Here is a 16,288-nt window from a genome sequence, read left to right as displayed (position 1 = left end):
CGAGGGTTCTTCACGCGGTCTGACGCTACTGAAGTGGACGATGGTTTCACCAGGATTCACTGCAGTGAGTAGTGGCTGAGTAGTGAAGGTCTCGAGACTCGGCCAGGGCGAATAGTCGCCATAAAAGGGACGACTTCCGATTGATTCGGAGTGATGCTCCAGAAAGCCATCTACCTCGCGCATTCCCCCGAATTGGTCACAGGAGAAGAAGGATTCCTCCGCGCGACGCCGTCTGTTGTGGCTGAGGCCCTCCTCCGGGCTGCCAACCTGCCACCTTTCGTCCCTCGTACGAGACTAGTAACTTCGCATGTGCGTACGGGTACTGGTGAGGCGGACGAGGCGGGGGTTGCAGGATGGCGGGCCATAGGCCGCGGGATTGGCATGTCCTGGACTTGGACAAGGATCCAACTCCGGGTGATCCGGACCGGGTTCGCAGCCTCGCCAAGAACTTGCACGACTTCTCCGACGATGTCGGCAGGGTCCTGCGGGACATCAAGGGGATGGCGGGCGAGGACGCGATCCTGAAGTGGGCGGGCAAGACCGCGGACGCCTTCACCGAGCAGTTCGAGGATGCTCCCGCCAAGCTGAAGAAGCTCAAGAAGAGCTACGAGATGGCGGGCGACGCGCTGTCGGCGTACTGGCCGGATCTGGAGCGCGCCCAGACCCTCGCGGACAAGGCGCTGGTCAAGGGCCGTGAGGCACAGGCCGACTTGAGCAGTGCCAAGTCGAAGCTGACGTCGGCGAACTCCTGGGTGGAGCGGGCGGGCAAGGAAGCCGACAAGTACAAGGACGACAACGACGGCGGCAACAAGTCCGGCAAGGACGTACCCAAGCCGGATCCCGACAAGGTCAAGGCCGCCACCCGCAACGCCGCCTCCGCCGAGAAGGCCCAGACCACCGCCCAGGGCGACGTCACCTCCGCGCAGAGTGCGCTGGATGCGGCGAAGAAGATGGCCGAGGACGCGCGCAAGATGCGCCAGGAGGCCGCCGGTACCGCGAAGCGGAAGATCGACGAGGCCTCCGACGCGGGTATCCAGAACCGCAAGTGGTGGGAGGAGATCGGCGACTGGGTCTCCGACAACTGGGACACCATCGTTGCGGTCTGCAAGGTCGTCGTCGCCGTGGTCGGCGTGATCGCGATGATTGTCGGCGGGCCCATCCTCGCCGCGATCGTGATCGTCGCCGGAGCGATCGTCCTCGCCGACACGCTGACCAAATACGCAAAAGGCCAAGCCACCCTCATGGACGTCGCGTTCGCGGCGCTGGACTGCGTACCTGGCATGAAGGGGCTGACCACCGCCGCGAAACTCGGCAAGGGCCTGAAGGGGCTCAAGGGCGGGCTGAAGGGTTTCAAGTCGGCCCGCACCGCGCTGAAGAACGGCGCGAAGGGCGCGTACAACCGCGTCAAGAGCAAGATCAAGGGCTGCGGCGACCCGGTGGACGTGGCCACCGGACAGATGTTCCTGGCCGAGACCGACGTCACCCTGCCCGGCGTCCTGCCGCTGGCCTTCACCCGCCGGGTCGCCTCGGGCTACCGCACCGGCGGCTGGTTCGGGCCCAGTTGGTCCTCCACCGTCGACCAGCGCCTCGAAATCGACGAAGACGGCGTCGTGTTCGTCACCGAGGACGGCATGCTCCTCGCCTACCCGCACCCCCGGGGACCGGACACACCGGTGCTGCCCGAGTCCGGCCCGCGCTGGCCGCTGGAACGCCTGGACAACGGCGGCTACCGCATCACCGATCCCGTGGCCGGACACTGCCGCCACTTCGCCCCGCCCATCGACGACGTGGCGCTCCTGGCCCGAATAGCGGACCGCAATCACAACACCATCGACTTCGACTACGACACCGAGGGCACCCCGCAGGCCATCCGCCACAGCGGCGGCTACCACCTCAAACTGACCGTCGAGGACGAGCGCGTCACCGCGCTCGGCCTGGCGGGCGCGGGCGAGGACGGCACGGACGTCCTGATCAAGCGATACGGCTACACATACGGCAACCTCACCGCCATCACCAACTCCTCCGACTTGCCGATGCAGTTCACCTATGACGAGCAGCTGCACATCACGTCGTGGGAGGACACCAACAACAGCCGCTACGACTACACCTACGACGACCAGGACCGCTGCATCGCCCAGCGGGGCGTGGCCGGACACCTGGCCAACACTTTCGCCTACGACGTACGGGACTCCGCGTGGCCCGACTGCCGTGTCACGGAGGTGATCTCGGCAGAGGGAGCGACCTCTCGCTTCGTCATCGACGACCGCTGCTTGGTCACCGCGGAGATCGACCCGCTGGGCGGCACGGTGACCACCGAATACGACGTCTACGAGAACGTCGCCGCCACCACGGATCAGCTTGGGCACACCACACGGTTGATCACCAATGAGGCAGGGCAACCGGTCGAGGTGACCCGACCTGACGGCATGGCTATTCGCGTCACCTACAACGAACTGAACCTTGCCACCGCCATCGACCTGCCGAACGGCACAAACTGGCAGTACGCCTACGACGAGCGAGGCAACTGCACTGCCATTACTGACCCGTCAGGGGCGGTCTCTCGGACCGCCTACACGCAATCCGGTGCGCTTGCGGGGGTCACTGACGAGTCAGGTCGCGTCACCACTCTGCATTGCGATGCGGCAGGGCTGCTACTTCAGGCCACTGACGCACGCGGAACGAACACTGCCTGGGTGCGCGATGCATGGGGCCGTCCCCTTCTCCTAGTCGACGAACTGGGGCGAAATGCCCGCTTGACCTGGTCCGTGGAGGGCAAGCTCCTTCGCCGCGTCACGCCCGACGGGGCGATCGAGGAATGGCAGTACGACGGGGAAGGGAACTGCATCCTCCACACGGATCAGATGGGGCATGCCACCAGATTCGAATTCAGCCACTTTGATCTGCTGGCGGCTCGCATCGGCCCGGACGGCACGCGCTACGAGTTCAATCACGACTCTTCGCTGCGTCTCACGCGGGTGACCAACCCGCTGGGGCTGACGTGGAGTTATGGCTATGACGCAAGCGGGCGTCTGATTTCCGAGACGGATTTCGACAACCGCACGCTTAGCTACACGCACGATGCCGCCGGTCGCCTCACATCCCGTGCAGATGCGATGGGGCAGGTGTTCACCTACGAACACGACGTACTCGGCAGGCTCACCCGTAAGGACGCGGCGGGAGTGCTGACCACCTTTGCCTACGATCCCGTCGGCAATCTCACTCGCGCCGACCGCAAGGGTTCGTCGCTCGTCCTGGAGTGGGGCCGCGCGGGCCAACTGCTCTCAGAGACAGTCGATGGCCGCACCCTGACCTCTACATACGACGATGCGGGGCGCCGGACCAGCCGGACGACGCCCACCGGAGTGAGGAGTGCCTGGGTCTATGACGCGGTAGGTCAGCTCACTCGGCTCACGGCCGGCGGGCGTGCCATCGGCTTCAGCCGCGACCTGGCCGGCAGGGAGACTGGCCGCCAGGTCGCAGCCAATGTCACGCTGGCACAGGCCTTCGACGAGGTGGGCCGCCTTATCAAGCAGTCGGTCACTGCCAGGGACGGGCGATCAGTCCAGCAGCGCGCCTACACGTATCGAGACGACGGCAACCTAAGCGCCATCGACGACCAGCTCTCCGGCGCCCGCCGCTTTGATCTCGATCTTGGCGCCCGGGTCACCGCCGTGCATGCTCAAGGCTGGTCGGAGGCCTACGCCTACGACGCGATCGGGAGTCAGACGGAGTCCGAGTGGCCCCGGAGTCATCCCGGCCATGAAGCCACAGGTATCCGCTCCTACAGCGGAACCCGCATCACTCATGCCGGGCAGGTCCGATACGAACATGACGGACTCGGTCGCATCACCCTCCGCCAGAAGGCGCGGCTGTCCCGTAAGCCTGACACCTGGCGCTATTCCTGGGACGCGGAGGATCGCCTCGCCTCCGTCACGACCCCGGACGGTACGCGATGGCGCTACACATACGATCCACTCGGTCGACGCACCTCCAAGCAGCGCATGGCTCTCGATGGTGAAACGGTGGTCGAGGAGACCGTATTCACCTGGGACGGAACCACTCTGTGTGAGCAGACCACTGTGGCCGAGGAGATACCCAACCCGGTCACGCTCACCTGGGACCATCATGGGCAGACACCCATCTCCCAGACCGAACGGGTAAGAATTTCCGGCGACTACCAGCAAGAGATCGATAACCGCTTCTTCGCCATCGTCACCGACCTCGTAGGCACCCCGACTGAACTCATCGATGAAACAGGCGACATCGCCTGGCGGTGTCGTGCCAGTCTGTGGGGAACCACTGCGTGGAGCCGCAATTCCACCACATATACCCCCCTGCGTTTTCCCGGACAGTATTTCGACCCCGAGACTGAGCTCCACTACAACTTCCATCGTCACTATGACCCGGAAACCGCCCGTTACGTATCCCCCGATCCGCTGGGGCTCTCTCCGGCTCCCAATCCCGTCGCATACGTGGATAATCCACAAGCTTGGTGCGACCCTCTGGGCCTGGCGGCTACCTGCTCCAGCAACGCCAAGATCCTTGGTGACAACATGGTCGCGGCAGGAATTCCACGCCCAGTTGAAACGGCGGCGCATCACATGGTCGCGAGTACGTCCAAGAAGGCCGCAGCTGCCAGGGCTCAACTTCAGCGGCACGGAATCGACATCAATGACGCCGACAACGGCGTCTTCCTTCCCAAGGGGTCGGCGTCGCCCAACCCGAACGGTACTGCTGTGCACTCCAAGGTGCACACTAACAAGTACTACGACACCGTGAACTACTTGATGTCGGGTACGCGCAACGCCGATGAGGCGCGTGATGTGTTGAAGTACATGCGGGCAGGGATGTTGGCCGGCCCCTGGCCCGCCTGAACTTCCATCAAGGAAAGGAATGGAATGTCAAACCCGCTTCCTCTCGATGAGGCCGTCCCTCGACTGCGCAGCCTATTGGCGGCGCAAGCTGCGACAGCGGGGGATCCACTGTCTGCCGCCCTGCGCGCCTTCACAGAGTTCGCTCGAGTCGAATTCTCCGTGCCCGTAGGCTCCGACACCGATGGATGCCTTGTCGAGTACGGGGTCAATTCCCTCTCCGGGGAGCCACTTTTCGTCATCAACCTGACGCGGCAGTTCGAGAATGTGGACTCATCCGGTGAGCATGAGAGTTACACGCAGGTCTCCTGCGAAGTGAAGTATCAGGTGACCGGGGACCTTGAAGTGCTCGGTGATTTCGAGGACTGGTGGTTCCGCGGAGGTCAGGAAAGCGACTTCTCGTCCTGGTGGCAGTCCTTGCCGCTGGAAACGGTGATTCGTGCGCTGGGTGACCGCGCACCCGCCGCCGTCGTCGTGGATTCCGATGTCGCGTAGGCGGCCGTAGCGAAGCGCACCGGTGGGAGGCCCTCGCCCGGAGGGACCATGGCGGGGGCACTCCCACCTACATTGCCCGCCGCTCAGCGGCGGTTCATCGCCCGCTTCACCTTCTTGCCGCCCGCCGACTCATCCAGCGTCTTCCACAGCTTCGACGAGCTGACCGACGTATAGACGCCGGGAGCACCCTGCGCCCCGCAGCCCTCGCCGTACGAGACGACGCCCACCTGGATGGGGGCCCTGCGGCCGGGGACGTGGCGGAAGATGGGGCCGCCGCTGTCGCCCTGGCAGGAGTCCTTCGTCTCCACTCCCGCGCAGAAGTTGACCTTCGAGTCGTACTCCCCGTAACTCGTCTTGCATTCCGCGTGCGAGAGGATCGGGACCTTCACCTCGCGGAGGCGGTCAGGGGTGTTGGGGAGTTCCGTGTCCGTGTTTCCCCAGCCGGAGACCGTCGCCTTCTGGCCCGGGCGGATCAGTGCGTCCGTGCCCTGGGTGGGGAGGGCTATCGGGCTGATTCCCCTTACCGGCTTGCTGAGTTGGATGAACGCTACGTCGTACGCCTCCTGGCCCTTGAGGTAGCGGGGGTGGACGACCACGCCGCCCTTCGCGGCGTTGCGGATCTGGCCCTGGCCGGAGGCGGAGAGGACCGTGCGGCCCACCGCCACCTGCAGCTTCTTCGGGCTCACGGGCTTGCCCGCGTCGTCGACGAGGCAGTGCGCCGCCGTCATCACCGTGTCCGCGGTGACGAGGCTGCCGCCGCAGAACTGGCGGTCGAGCGCGCTGCCCTGGCCCTTGTCCATGACGGCCACCATGAAGGGGTAGGCGTCGTTGGAGACTTCGGTGCCGCCGATGATGGCGTGCGCGGGGGTGCCCGTGGCCACCAGGGCCAGGGCGGCTGTGGCTACACCGGTCGCCGCCACCGTCTTGCGCGAGCCGCGTCGTGCGCGTGAGGGAAAGGAAAGTCTCATGGGGGTTGAATTTCTCTTTCGTGAGCAGGAGTTTCAGGCGCGGGACACCGCCGTGCTCTGCTCGTGTGATGTGCATTCGCCGGGGGCCCGCGCCGGACTGTGAGACGGGGGACAAGGGGCCCGGGTTCATTGGGTGGTGAGGATCATTGGGCGGTGAGGTTCATTGGGCGGTGAGGTTCGTTGGAGTACGTGAAAGTTGAATGGGATACGGAGTTCCGCGGGTTCAGCATTGATGCCGCGGCCTACCTCGCAGCCCTTCCCGGGCTCAAGCAGGCCCTCCCGGACGGCGCTTGGGAGTTCGTCTCCGATGCCGGGCACTACTCGTTCTCAAGTGACCGGTGTGTGAAGGATCTTGAGCTTGCGGAGGTCTCGCTGCCCGTCACGAGAGTGGGCGGCGCCGGCATCGGCTTCCTGCCCAACCCGTGGAAGCACCCCGCCGGGCTGCGGATCGAGTACGTCGGCGTCACCGGGTTTTCCGTCGAATATCACGACTCCATCGACTGGATGGAGTCCATCACGGTGCTGCTCGACGAGGTCCGGCCGGCCCCCGGCGGCGGCATCGTGCACGAGATCGAGCTGACCGACGCCACGATCGTGGTGCGGTGCGCGGACCTTGTGGCGGTTTGGCAGAAGGAATGAGCCACGGGGGAACCGGCCCCGCCCCTTCCGGCGTCATCCGTGCGGCTGAAGGATCAGCGGTCCGGCAGAAGGCGGATCGGTCGGTGTTCCTCATCACCGCGCCCTGCGCCGCCCGTTGCGCAAAGGGCGTCTATTCGCGTACGCACATCTTTGCCTCTCCAGAGGTTCCAGGAATGCGTGGGAACCATGGAGCGTGGATTGCGCGTGGATAACGATGAGGGGTGCGGGCTCCGGCAGTCTTGGCGCGCCTTGAGGGGCTTATGTGCTGCTGATACGGTGCGATGACTTGACACTGTGCCTGGGGCCGAATAGCCCGCCCGAGGCGAGCGATAGACCGCCTAAGGCGGGCGAGAGAGTCGCGAGTGTCCGAAAATGACCGAAACTTCTTGGGCGTGCGGGGAGCAGTTGCGTGAAGATCCAAGAGCGTACGGGGGCGGGCAACGGCCGTTCTGCCGCGCCGGTTCAGCCAGCGGTCGGTGAGCGCCTTCCCGCGCCGCCTCGCGAGCGCAAACCGGCACTCGCCGCCCTGGCCGTTCTGCTCATCCTCATCGGCGCCCTCGGCGCCACCGTTCTCGTGCTGCGCGCAGGGGAGCGTATCGAGGTCGTGAAGATCACGAACGAGATCCCGGCGGGCGAGTCCGTGAACGACAGCAACGTCACCTCGGTGATGGTCGCCGAGGACTCGGGCATCAACTACGTCAAGTGGAGCCAGGTCGACGGGCTGAAGAAGCTCAAGGCCACCAACACCATCCCCAAGGGTGCCGTTGCCGTCGGAGAGATGTTCTCCAGCAAGAGCGGGCTGCCCGCGGGCAAGTCGGCCGTCGGCGTCTCCCTCAAGGAGGGGCAGTACCCGGCGGACGGCCTGAAGACCGGCGACACCGTGGACGTCTACCAGGTCGGCGACTCGGCGTCATCCGGGTCCAACGACAAGGGCACCGGCGGCTCCGCCGGATCCGGTGGCGGCACGAGCGACAGCCCCATCGTCGCCGCCGCCCGCGTCAGCTCCATCGCCGACAAGAGCGACGCGACCGTGAGCACCGGCGCCCTCGGCGTCACGCTCCTGGTCGACAGCGCCGACGCCGCCGCCGTCACCAGGGCCGCGTCCGCGGGGCAGGTCTCTCTCGTCCAAGTGTCTCCCAACGGCAACTAGAGGCGAGTAGAAGAGACATGGCGCTCATTGCTCTCGCCGCGGACAAGGGGTCTCCCGGGGTCACCACCGCGGCCGTCGCACTGGCGGCCGTCTGGCCCCGGCGCGTCCTCGTCGCGGAGACCGACCCCGCCGGCGGCGACCTGGTCTACCGCAGTGCCGCCGCGCACGGCGGACCGCTCAACCCGAACACCGGCATGCTCAGCATCGCCGCCACCGCGCGCCGGGGGCTCGTTCCCGATCAACTGTGGGACCACACCCAGCCGTTGGCGGGTGGGCTTGAAGTGCTCGTGGGGCTTGGTGTCGCCGAACAGGCCGCCGGGCTCGCCGGGCTCTGGCCCACCCTCGGGCGTGCCTTCTCGCAGCTCGCCGATTCGCCGAACGCCCCCGCCGATGTGATCGCCGACTGCGGTCGCGTCAGTGGGGACACCCCTGCCGTCGAGCTCTTTCCGCAGGCGGCCCTCGTGCTGCTCGTCTCGCGGACCGAGCCCGAGGCCATCGCCCGCGTGCGCGACCGTGCCGCGGCGCTGTCCGCCAAGCTGCACGGCGGATCCCGTGGGGCCGCGTCGCTCGCGACCCCGCTCATCGGCGTACTCCTCATCGCGGACCCCTCGACGTCCGCCAAGCTCGTCCACCAGGTCAACGACATGCTGATGGCCGCGCAGACCGGCGCGCGCGTCGTGGGCACGCTCGCCGACGACCCGGCGGGCGCCGACCAGTTGGCCGGACGCAAGCGCGGCCGGCTCGACAAGTCGATGCTGATCCGCTCCGCCCGCAAGGTGACCGTCGACCTGTACCAGCAGTACGGCGCCGCCTGGGCCAACCCGACCGCGGGCACGCACGGGGCCGGCACGCACGGAGCCGGCCGATGAGCGTTCCCGTCGATCACCAGCTCGTCAAGCGGTTCCGGCAGGACGCCGGTGACCGCATCGCCGAGCAGCGCCGTCTCGACCAGGTCTCCGGTGTCACCCCCATGTCGGGCGAGGACGAGCGGCAGTACGCCCGTGCCGTCATCGCCCAGATCCTGGAGGAGTACGCCCGGATAGAGATCAACGCCGGGCGCACCCCGCTGGACGCCGAGACCGAGGAGAAGTACGCGGCCGCCGTGCACGCGGCGCTCTTCGGCGTCGGCCGGCTCCAGCCGCTCCTGGACGACCCCGAGGTCGAGAACATCGACATCAACGGCTGCGACCAGGTCTTCGTCGGGTACGCGGATGGGCGCGAGGTGACCGGCGATCCGGTCGCCGAGACCGACGAGGAGCTGGTCGAGCTCATCCAGGTGCTCGGCGCCTACTCGGGCCTCTCCTCCCGCCCCTTCGACTCCGCCAACCCGCAGCTCGACCTGCGCCTCCCCGACGGCTCGCGTCTCTCCGCCGTCATGGACGTCACGCGCCGCCCCGCGCTCTCCATCCGACGTGCCCGCATGGGCAAGGTCTTCATGTCGGACCTGGTGGGGAACGGGACCCTGACGCCCGAGATCGGCCACTTCCTCGCCTGCGCGGTCCGCGCCCGCAAGAACATCATGATCGCGGGCGCGACGAACGCCGGCAAGACGACTCTGCTGCGGGCGCTGGCGAACGAAATCCCGCCGCACGAGCGTCTCGTGACCGTCGAGCGAGCCCTTGAGCTCGGCCTCGACCAGTTCGCCGACCTGCACCCCAACGTGGTCGCCTTCGAGGAGCGCCTGCCCAACTCCGAGGGCCAGGGCATGATCTCGATGGCCGAGCTGGTGCGCCGTTCCCTCCGTATGAACCCGTCGCGGGTCATCGTCGGTGAGGTGCTCGGCGACGAGATCGTGACCATGCTGAACGCGATGTCGCAGGGCAACGACGGCTCGCTCTCCACGATCCACGCCAACAGCTCGAGTGAGGTCTTCAACCGCATCTCGACGTACGCCCTCCAGGCCTCCGAGCGGCTGCCCATCGAGGCGAGCCAGATGCTCGTGGCCGGAGCCGTCAACTTCGTCGTCTTCATCCAGCGGCGCAACAACTACCAGACCGGCGGCAAGCTCCAGCGCATGGTGACCTCGGTCCGCGAGGTCAACGGCGTCGACGGCCGCGTCCTGTCCAGCGAGGTCTTCGCGGAGGCCGCCAACGGGCAGGTCCTCGCGCACGCGCCGATAGCTTGCATGGACGACCTGGCCGCGTTCGGCTACCGCCCCGCCGGGCAATGGGGGTGAGCACGACATGAACCACGCCACGAACTCAGACTCACTGGAGCTTGCCGCCCTGAACTCACTCGGCTCGATGGGCGGCCTCTTCTCGCTGCCCGTCCTGTACGCGCTGGGCTGCGGCATCGCGGTCGGCGGAGGCCTCGCGGTCCTCGCGATCGCGCTGCGCGGACTGCCCGTGAAGCCCGAGCACGAGAAGCAGAAGGCCAGCGAGCGGATGAGCGAACTCATCAGGTTCGCGGGCCAGCGGGGCTCGTTGGCCGTCGGTGTCGGTCTCGTGGTTCTGCTGCTCACCCGCTGGGCGGTGGCGGGCATCGCGTCCGGCATCCTCGTCTTCTTCTGGGACAAGCTGTTCGGCGGCGCGGCCGAGGAGCGCGCCCAGATGAAGCGCGTCGAGGCCCTCGCCGCCTGGACGGAGTCCCTGCGCGACACCATCGCGGGCGCGGTCGGCCTCGAGCAGGCGATCCCCGCTTCGGCGCGGGCGGCCGCGCCGGTCCTTCGCCCGCATCTGGACGCGCTGGTGGACCGGTTGAGGGCTCGTACCCCTCTTCCCGAGGCGCTGCAGATCCTGGCCGACGAGATCGACGACGCGTCGGCGGACATCATCGTCGCCGCCCTGATCCTGAACGCGAAGCTGCGCGGTCCCGGTCTGCGGCAGGTGCTCGGCGCGCTGGCCAAGTCGGCGCGTGAAGAGGTCGACATGCGGCAGCGCGTGATGGCGCAGCGGGCGTCGACGCGGCGGTCGGTGCAGATCGTGGTCGCGGTGTCGATCGCGTTCGTCCTCGGCCTTTCGATCTTCAACCGCGACTTCGTCGAGCCGTACGGCACGCCGGTCGGCCAGCTCGTACTGGCGTGTGTCTGCGGCCTGTTCGCGCTCGGCTTCTGGTGGCTGCGGAAGCTGTCGACGGTGGAGACGCCGGACCGCTTCCTGATCCGGGATGAGCCGGGGGTGCAGTTTGTGCGGCCTCGGGGTACGGGTGGTGGGGCCGAGCAGCAGGCGCCGTTGACCGGGCAGGCGGGGCCTTACGGCCAGCCTCAGCCGGGTCCGGGTGCGGCTGGTCCCGGCCAGCCGGGCTTCTCGAATCCTGAAGGGGTACGTCGATGAGCCTGACGATGCCGATCGTGATCGGCGCGATCATGGGCCTGGGGATCTACGCCCTCGTACGCGCGTTGATGCCGTCCAAGCGGAGTGCGGTCGCGACGGTCGCGCGGATCGACGCGATGCGGGCGAGGGGCGCGGCCTACGAGTCGCACCGTTCCCCGGACCCCAAGCCGGACTCCGGCCGGCTCGGTTCGGCGCGGGCCCGCGTGGGCGAGAGGGTCGCCGAGTTCTATCTGCAGCAGGGCTGGGAACAGCGCTCGCTGCGGGCGGACTTGGCGGTGCTTGACCGGAGCTGGGAGAAGTTCCTGGCGACGAAGACGTTGCTGGCGGCCGTCGGCATCTTCTTCGGTCCGTTCCTCTTCGCCATCGTCTGGACGCTGGGATTCGGCAGCAGCCCGATCATCCCGGTATGGCTGGCGCTGGTGTTCGGTGTTCTGTTCTTCTTCCTCCCCGACCTCGAAGTGCGGCGCGACGCCCAGGACAAGCGGCGTGACCTGCGCCGCGTCATCGGTGCCTATCTGGACCTGGTGTCGATGAGCCTGGCGGGCGGCCGGGGCCTCCCCGAGGCTCTGATGGCGGCGGCGGAAGTCTCCGACGGATGGGCGACAAAACGTATCCGAAACGCACTGGCGGATGCCCGGATCACCGGCATCAGCCAGTGGCAGGCGCTCGGCACACTCGGCGAGCAGCTGGGCGTCGAAGAGCTCAAGGACTTGTCGGCTTCCCTCGGCCTGGTGGCGGACGACGGAGCCAAGGTGCGCGAGTCGCTCGCCTCCCGCGCGGAGACGATGCGGCACCGCGAAATGGCCGAGATCGAGGGCAGTGCGGGCGAGAAATCCCAGTCGATGCTCGTCGCGCAGTTGCTGCTGTGTGCCGGCTTCCTGGTCTTCCTCATCTTCCCGGCGGCGATGCGCGTGTTCCAGGTCTAACGAACTTCACGGCGACGGACGGATCCGCCGGACGGCAGGTGTCCGGCGGCCTCCCCCCCACTCCTGAGAGGACAACTCACCATGAACGGACGGAACTTCAACACCGGGATCCCGGCTGTGGACTTCCTTGTCACCTTCCTGAAGGGCCGCGTCGAGCGTGCCCGCTCGGGAGAGCTCGACCGCGGTGCGTCCGCGGTCGAGTGGGTCATCATCTCGGCGGTCGTCGTGGCGATCGTCGGCGTGGTCGCCGCCGTCATCAACGGTGCCCTGAAGGGCGGCGCGGAAGACGTCAAGGACTGCATCGAGGGCGCCGACGCCGGCAAGACCTGCTGATCATCAATCGGTTATCGGGGAACGAGGGCGGGGGACGAGTGCGCGGGAGCGTGAAGCGATGGGCACGCCGCAGGGTGGAGGCAGCCTCCACCCGCGGTGAATCCGGCATGACCGCGATCGAGTTCGTGCTGCTCACTCCGGTGCTGTTCTTCATGATCTTCGCGACGGTGCAGTTCGCGCTGTACTTCTTCGCGGACCATGTCGCCCAGGCGGCCGCCCAGGCGGGTGCGCGCAAGGCCCGCGCGACGGCCGACGAGAACCCGGGCGGCTGGCGCGGCGAGGCGCGCGACGTGGTCGACGACTACATCCAGCAGCTCGGCCCGCAGCTGGTGATCGGCCCGGACGTGAAGATGGTGGAGCCGAAGGCGAACACGGTCGGCGTGGAGATCACTGCGAAGGTGCCGTCCGTCTTCCCCGGCCTCGACATGACGGTGCGCGCGCAGTCGGCGGGCCCGGTGGAGCGGTTCGTGGAGGACAACGGCTGATGAGGAACGCATGGGCCCGTGCCGTCCTCAACGGGATGCGTGCGTCGGGCCGTCGGTCGGATCGGGGGCTCTCGACCGTCGAGGTGGTCATCCTCGCGCCCGTGATGATCCTCTTCATTCTGATCCTGGTGGCCTTCGGCCAGCTCGTCGACGCCCGAGGGGCCGTCGACGGGGCGGCGCGTGACGCCGCGCGCGCCGGTTCGATCCAGAAGGACCAGGGCACGGCGATGTCTGAGGCGCGGGCTGCGGCGCAGGCCGACCTCGAGGGCGTGTGTGTCGGGCCGATCAACGTCAACCAGACGAGCGCGGGCTTCAAATCCGGCACGTTCTTCACGGTCGAAGTGAGCTGTCAGGTAAGGGGCTTGGCCATTCTCGGCCTCGACATGGAGACGACACTGAAGGCCAGCTTCAGCTCTTCGCTGGACCCCTACCGGAGGTCGGCGTGAGCATCGCTCCTCGTATACGTTCATGGGTCGCCGCCCGTCGCGAACGCCTCGACGACCGTGGCTCGGGCGCGGGCGCCGTCATCATCTTCGCGCTCGTCTTCCTCTCGCTCTCGGCCTTCGTCATCGACGGCGGCCTGTCCATCTCCAAGCGGGAGCGGGCCGCCGACATCGCGGAACAGGCCGCGCGCTATGCCGCGCAGGACCTCGATACCGAGGGCATCTACGAAGGTGCCAAGGGCGCGCCCATCAACTACGAGAACTGCGACGCGCGCGCCAAAGAGTTCGCCGGAACGATGGGGATGCGCGGCGCGGACGTCGCGGCGACGCACTGCGTGACGGCGAACGCGAACCAGGTCGAGGTAGAGGTCCAGATGACCTACAGCCCGGTGTTCACTGGGATGTTCTACGGCGGCGACGTGACGGTGCGGGGACGCGCGGTCGCGGAGAACGCGGTCGGCTAGCGGCGCCTGACGGTCACTCAGTCTTCCACTGGGTGGCGGGCAGGTCCGCTCCGCGCGCGGCGGTCTGGCAGCTCGTCCACGGTGGGTCCTCCCCGAATCGTTGGGGCCATGGTACGGAGGGGGTTTGCGGGGGTGTTGATCCCCTGCGGCGGGCATGGGGACTATGGCGCCGGGATGAGCCGGACGACCGTGACGGTCAGGACCGAACCCGAGACGTAGTACCGGACGAAGACACCGCGAATAGTTGCCTCTCTGCGGTCCGCGTCCTTGCCGATGGCAGTGGAACCGTGACCGTATGGATCAACGCCCAGCGTTTGCTCCATGGCGGTCTTGAACGTCTCGGTCCTCGCCATCTTCGCCAACGTGTCGTCGGCGGGCGGCGCATAGGAGACGCGGTAGGTCACGCGGCGCTGTTCCTCTCCGCTTCCTCGCGGGCGAGGCGTTCCATGATCGCGTCCGCCGCCGGGTCCGGCACGGCCTCGAACATCCAGTGCCGCATCACTGAGTGGATCTCGTGCACGCCGGCTGAGTTGATCTCCCGGTCGAATTCCTCGCGCCTGCGCTCAGGGAGGGCTTCGCGAATGGCGGGAATACTGTTGGGCACCTCGACCTCTACTCCGTCGACCACGGTCTTCAGCGGCTCGGCCATGATGCGCTCCCTTCTGGCTCTGCTGTCACGGTAGCGATTCATCATGGTGCTCTCTCGCCTCTTCTCTCTTCGGCCTACGCCGTAACCGTGGCGGGGGATGCGGTGCAGTCGCGGCAGTGGCCCGGCTTCGGGGCGCGGAAGGCGCGGTCGCAGTGGTCGCAGTTCTGGAGTGGGTCCGGGCGCGAGAGGGCCGGGAGGGGTGGTGGCAGGAACTCCCGGAGGCGGTGGGTCAGTAGGGCTGCCGGGTGGTGGATCGGGGCGTTCGGTAGCCCGGCGGTGAGTGTGCGGCGTACCGCCTCCGGATCGATGCCGCGCTCCAGCCAGGCGGTGGCGGCCGGTGCGAGGCGGCGTACGTCGCGTTCGGCGAGGAGGAGGCGGGGGTCGTGGCGCCGCAGGTCGGTGAGGAGGGCTGCGGCGGCGCGGTGTTCTTTGGGGGGATCGTCAAGGGGTGCGGCAGCGGGCCTCGGAGGTTGCGGCGTGTTGCATGTCAGGGGTGGCGAACTAACCCGCATCGCAGGCGGGTTGTTGTACGACACCGTGCGTGTGACGACCCGGCCTGACGACAGGCGCTCGCGCGTACGGGTGAGGTAACCGTGGGCCTCCAGCTCGCGCAGGGCTGCGGCGATGCGGACCTCCCCTTCGGGGAAGCGGTCGGCCAGGCATTTGATGGTGACCTTTGCACCTGCGGGCAACGACTGGATGTGGGCGGCCAGGCCGATCGCTGTGAGGGAGAGCTCGCGGTGCTGGGTGAGGTGGTTGCCGACCACGGTGAAGCGCTCCGGGTGGCGGCGGTTGATGTGCCGGATGCCGGAGGTGGGAACGGCGGGCGGTGCGCACGGGGGCGCGTTAAGCTGCTGATCAGTCATCGGGAAGGTCTCTTCTTCCTCGGTGTCAGGCCCTCGCATTGGGATGCCAGTCCCGGCGGGGGCCGTCTCATGTCTGCGGTTGTCGAGGCTGAGCCTGCACCGTGAACTGGCATATGTGCCAGTTGAGTTGGGGTTGATCACCCGTGTGAGTGATGGCGGCGGGGTTTGGGGCGGGTTGGAAGGGTCCTCTCCCTCGTTTCTTAGGTTCTTGATGTCGCGCCCTACCGGGTGCGGGGCCGCCGGGTCGTGGAACCCTCGATGCGGGGGCGTTGCTGGGCCTGTGGCTTTGATTGGCGCCGGGGCCGCCCGGTTGTCCTGAGGTTGGCGGTTCCGGGCCGGGTGTAAAGGGCGCTCCGCTGCGCTGCGCGTCGGCTGCGCCGATGACCCTTCGGGCCACCCTTGACACCCGTCCCTCCACCGCGAGAAGCGTGATGACCGGGCGGCCCTGGAAGCGGGGCTCACGGGGACTGCGGGGATGGGTCATCCGGTTTTCCTGCCGGGTGCGGACTTGTTCGTAGCAGCGCGGCCCGCTGAAGGGGTGGGAGGGGTACGCGGCCGGTCCGGGGACGGGTCCCGGTCTCGTCAAGCGTCTGGCGGCCGGATCTTCCGGAGTGGCCGTCGCTTCCCGGTCGAGAGGTGAGGGTGGGGGACCTACTTTGGAAAAGTAGTGTTCTGGCACAAGGGGGGCGCGCGGCGCTGCGAAACGCAACTTTGCCGAAGTAGGTTC

General features: G+C 67.3%; 16 protein-coding genes. 12 read left to right on the top strand and 4 right to left on the bottom strand.

Going from position 1 to position 16,288, the window contains the following annotated elements:
- Positions 1 to 392: 392 nt before the first annotated feature.
- Positions 393 to 4,874: a DUF6531 domain-containing protein gene (locus ACFWY6_RS12855; protein ID WP_384688512.1), complete on the top strand. Its 4,482-nt coding sequence runs from the start codon at positions 393 to 395 to the stop codon at positions 4,872 to 4,874.
- Between the two features lie 24 nt (positions 4,875 to 4,898).
- The gene (locus tag ACFWY6_RS12850) at positions 4,899 to 5,366 is read left to right on the top strand and encodes a hypothetical protein (protein ID WP_384688510.1); all 468 of its coding nucleotides are present in this window, start codon (positions 4,899 to 4,901) and stop codon (positions 5,364 to 5,366) included.
- A gap of 83 nt (positions 5,367 to 5,449) precedes the next feature.
- On the opposite strand, the gene ACFWY6_RS12845 is transcribed toward ACFWY6_RS12850, so the two are convergent.
- Positions 5,450 to 6,334, bottom strand: coding sequence for a S1 family peptidase (locus tag ACFWY6_RS12845; RefSeq protein WP_384688508.1), 885 nt, complete (start codon positions 6,332 to 6,334; stop codon positions 5,450 to 5,452).
- A 189-nt stretch (positions 6,335 to 6,523) separates the two neighbouring features.
- On the opposite strand from ACFWY6_RS12845, the gene ACFWY6_RS12840 reads away from it, so the two are divergent.
- The 10 genes from ACFWY6_RS12840 (at position 6,524) to ACFWY6_RS12795 (ending at position 14,046) form a co-directional block, all read left to right on the top strand.
- Entirely contained in the window at positions 6,524 to 6,973 is a 450-nt protein-coding gene (locus ACFWY6_RS12840; protein ID WP_384688505.1) for a hypothetical protein, read from the top strand.
- A gap of 409 nt (positions 6,974 to 7,382) precedes the next feature.
- On the top strand, positions 7,383 to 8,123 hold the full coding sequence (locus ACFWY6_RS12835; protein WP_384688502.1) for an RcpC/CpaB family pilus assembly protein: 741 nt from the start codon (positions 7,383 to 7,385) through the stop codon (positions 8,121 to 8,123).
- A 17-nt stretch (positions 8,124 to 8,140) separates the two neighbouring features.
- Complete coding sequence (locus ACFWY6_RS12830) at positions 8,141 to 8,992, top strand: hypothetical protein (RefSeq protein WP_384688500.1); 852 nt, start codon at positions 8,141 to 8,143, stop codon at positions 8,990 to 8,992.
- On the top strand, positions 8,989 to 10,299 hold the full coding sequence (locus ACFWY6_RS12825; protein ID WP_384688498.1) for a CpaF family protein: 1,311 nt from the start codon (positions 8,989 to 8,991) through the stop codon (positions 10,297 to 10,299). Before ACFWY6_RS12830 ends, ACFWY6_RS12825 begins: the two co-directional genes overlap by 4 nt.
- 7 nt (positions 10,300 to 10,306) lie before the next feature.
- A complete protein-coding gene (locus ACFWY6_RS12820; protein ID WP_384688495.1) occupies positions 10,307 to 11,395 on the top strand; it encodes a type II secretion system F family protein in 1,089 nt (362 codons plus the stop codon).
- Entirely contained in the window at positions 11,392 to 12,321 is a 930-nt protein-coding gene (locus ACFWY6_RS12815; protein ID WP_384688493.1) for a type II secretion system F family protein, read from the top strand. The genes ACFWY6_RS12820 and ACFWY6_RS12815 overlap by 4 nt, the downstream gene beginning before the upstream one ends.
- Positions 12,322 to 12,402: 81 nt before the next feature.
- The gene (locus ACFWY6_RS12810) at positions 12,403 to 12,654 is read left to right on the top strand and encodes a hypothetical protein (RefSeq protein ID WP_365487672.1); all 252 of its coding nucleotides are present in this window, start codon (positions 12,403 to 12,405) and stop codon (positions 12,652 to 12,654) included.
- A gap of 107 nt (positions 12,655 to 12,761) precedes the next feature.
- Positions 12,762 to 13,139 carry a TadE family protein gene (locus ACFWY6_RS12805; RefSeq protein WP_384688491.1) on the top strand — a complete coding sequence of 126 codons (378 nt, stop codon included), beginning with the start codon at positions 12,762 to 12,764 and terminating at the stop codon, positions 13,137 to 13,139.
- Positions 13,139 to 13,585, top strand: coding sequence for a TadE/TadG family type IV pilus assembly protein (locus tag ACFWY6_RS12800; RefSeq protein WP_384688488.1), 447 nt, complete (start codon positions 13,139 to 13,141; stop codon positions 13,583 to 13,585). The genes ACFWY6_RS12805 and ACFWY6_RS12800 overlap by 1 nt, the downstream gene beginning before the upstream one ends.
- Positions 13,582 to 14,046 (top strand): TadE/TadG family type IV pilus assembly protein, encoded by a 465-nt coding sequence (locus tag ACFWY6_RS12795; protein ID WP_384688486.1) that lies wholly within the window; start codon positions 13,582 to 13,584, stop codon positions 14,044 to 14,046. The genes ACFWY6_RS12800 and ACFWY6_RS12795 overlap by 4 nt, the downstream gene beginning before the upstream one ends.
- Positions 14,047 to 14,207: 161 nt before the next feature.
- On the opposite strand, the gene ACFWY6_RS12790 is transcribed toward ACFWY6_RS12795, so the two are convergent.
- The 3 genes from ACFWY6_RS12790 to ACFWY6_RS12780 all read right to left on the bottom strand — a co-directional run bounded on the left by ACFWY6_RS12790 (position 14,208) and on the right by ACFWY6_RS12780 (position 15,561).
- Positions 14,208 to 14,450 carry a hypothetical protein gene (locus ACFWY6_RS12790; protein WP_384688483.1) on the bottom strand — a complete coding sequence of 81 codons (243 nt, stop codon included), beginning with the start codon at positions 14,448 to 14,450 and terminating at the stop codon, positions 14,208 to 14,210.
- Positions 14,447 to 14,695 carry a hypothetical protein gene (locus ACFWY6_RS12785; RefSeq protein ID WP_384688481.1) on the bottom strand — a complete coding sequence of 83 codons (249 nt, stop codon included), beginning with the start codon at positions 14,693 to 14,695 and terminating at the stop codon, positions 14,447 to 14,449. The genes ACFWY6_RS12790 and ACFWY6_RS12785 overlap by 4 nt, the downstream gene beginning before the upstream one ends.
- 74 nt (positions 14,696 to 14,769) lie before the next feature.
- A complete protein-coding gene (locus ACFWY6_RS12780) occupies positions 14,770 to 15,561 on the bottom strand; it encodes a helix-turn-helix domain-containing protein (protein ID WP_384688478.1) in 792 nt (263 codons plus the stop codon).
- Between the last annotated feature and the right edge of the window lie 727 nt (positions 15,562 to 16,288).

It is taken from the genome of Streptomyces sp. NPDC059037, assembly GCF_042740015.1.
In the GTDB taxonomy this organism is placed as follows: Bacteria; Actinomycetota; Actinomycetes; order Streptomycetales; family Streptomycetaceae; genus Streptomyces.
This window is presented reverse-complemented; position numbering and strand designations above follow the sequence as displayed.

What these genes read in the sequence shown, in the direction of transcription:
- ACFWY6_RS12850 (WP_384688510.1), top strand. Translation starts at nt 4,899, where the DNA reads ATGTCAAACCCGCTTCCTCTCGATGAGGCCGTCCCTCGACTGCGCAGC.
- ACFWY6_RS12845 (WP_384688508.1), bottom strand. Translation starts at nt 6,334, where the DNA reads ATGAGACTTTCCTTTCCCTCACGCGCACGACGCGGCTCGCGCAAGACG.
- ACFWY6_RS12830 (WP_384688500.1), top strand. Translation starts at nt 8,141, where the DNA reads ATGGCGCTCATTGCTCTCGCCGCGGACAAGGGGTCTCCCGGGGTCACC.
- ACFWY6_RS12825 (WP_384688498.1), top strand. Translation starts at nt 8,989, where the DNA reads ATGAGCGTTCCCGTCGATCACCAGCTCGTCAAGCGGTTCCGGCAGGAC.
- ACFWY6_RS12820 (WP_384688495.1), top strand. Translation starts at nt 10,307, where the DNA reads ATGAACCACGCCACGAACTCAGACTCACTGGAGCTTGCCGCCCTGAAC.
- ACFWY6_RS12815 (WP_384688493.1), top strand. Translation starts at nt 11,392, where the DNA reads ATGAGCCTGACGATGCCGATCGTGATCGGCGCGATCATGGGCCTGGGG.
- ACFWY6_RS12810 (WP_365487672.1), top strand. Translation starts at nt 12,403, where the DNA reads ATGAACGGACGGAACTTCAACACCGGGATCCCGGCTGTGGACTTCCTT.
- ACFWY6_RS12805 (WP_384688491.1), top strand. Translation starts at nt 12,762, where the DNA reads ATGACCGCGATCGAGTTCGTGCTGCTCACTCCGGTGCTGTTCTTCATG.
- ACFWY6_RS12800 (WP_384688488.1), top strand. Translation starts at nt 13,139, where the DNA reads ATGAGGAACGCATGGGCCCGTGCCGTCCTCAACGGGATGCGTGCGTCG.
- ACFWY6_RS12785 (WP_384688481.1), bottom strand. Translation starts at nt 14,695, where the DNA reads ATGGCCGAGCCGCTGAAGACCGTGGTCGACGGAGTAGAGGTCGAGGTG.
- ACFWY6_RS12780 (WP_384688478.1), bottom strand. Translation starts at nt 15,561, where the DNA reads ATGACTGATCAGCAGCTTAACGCGCCCCCGTGCGCACCGCCCGCCGTT.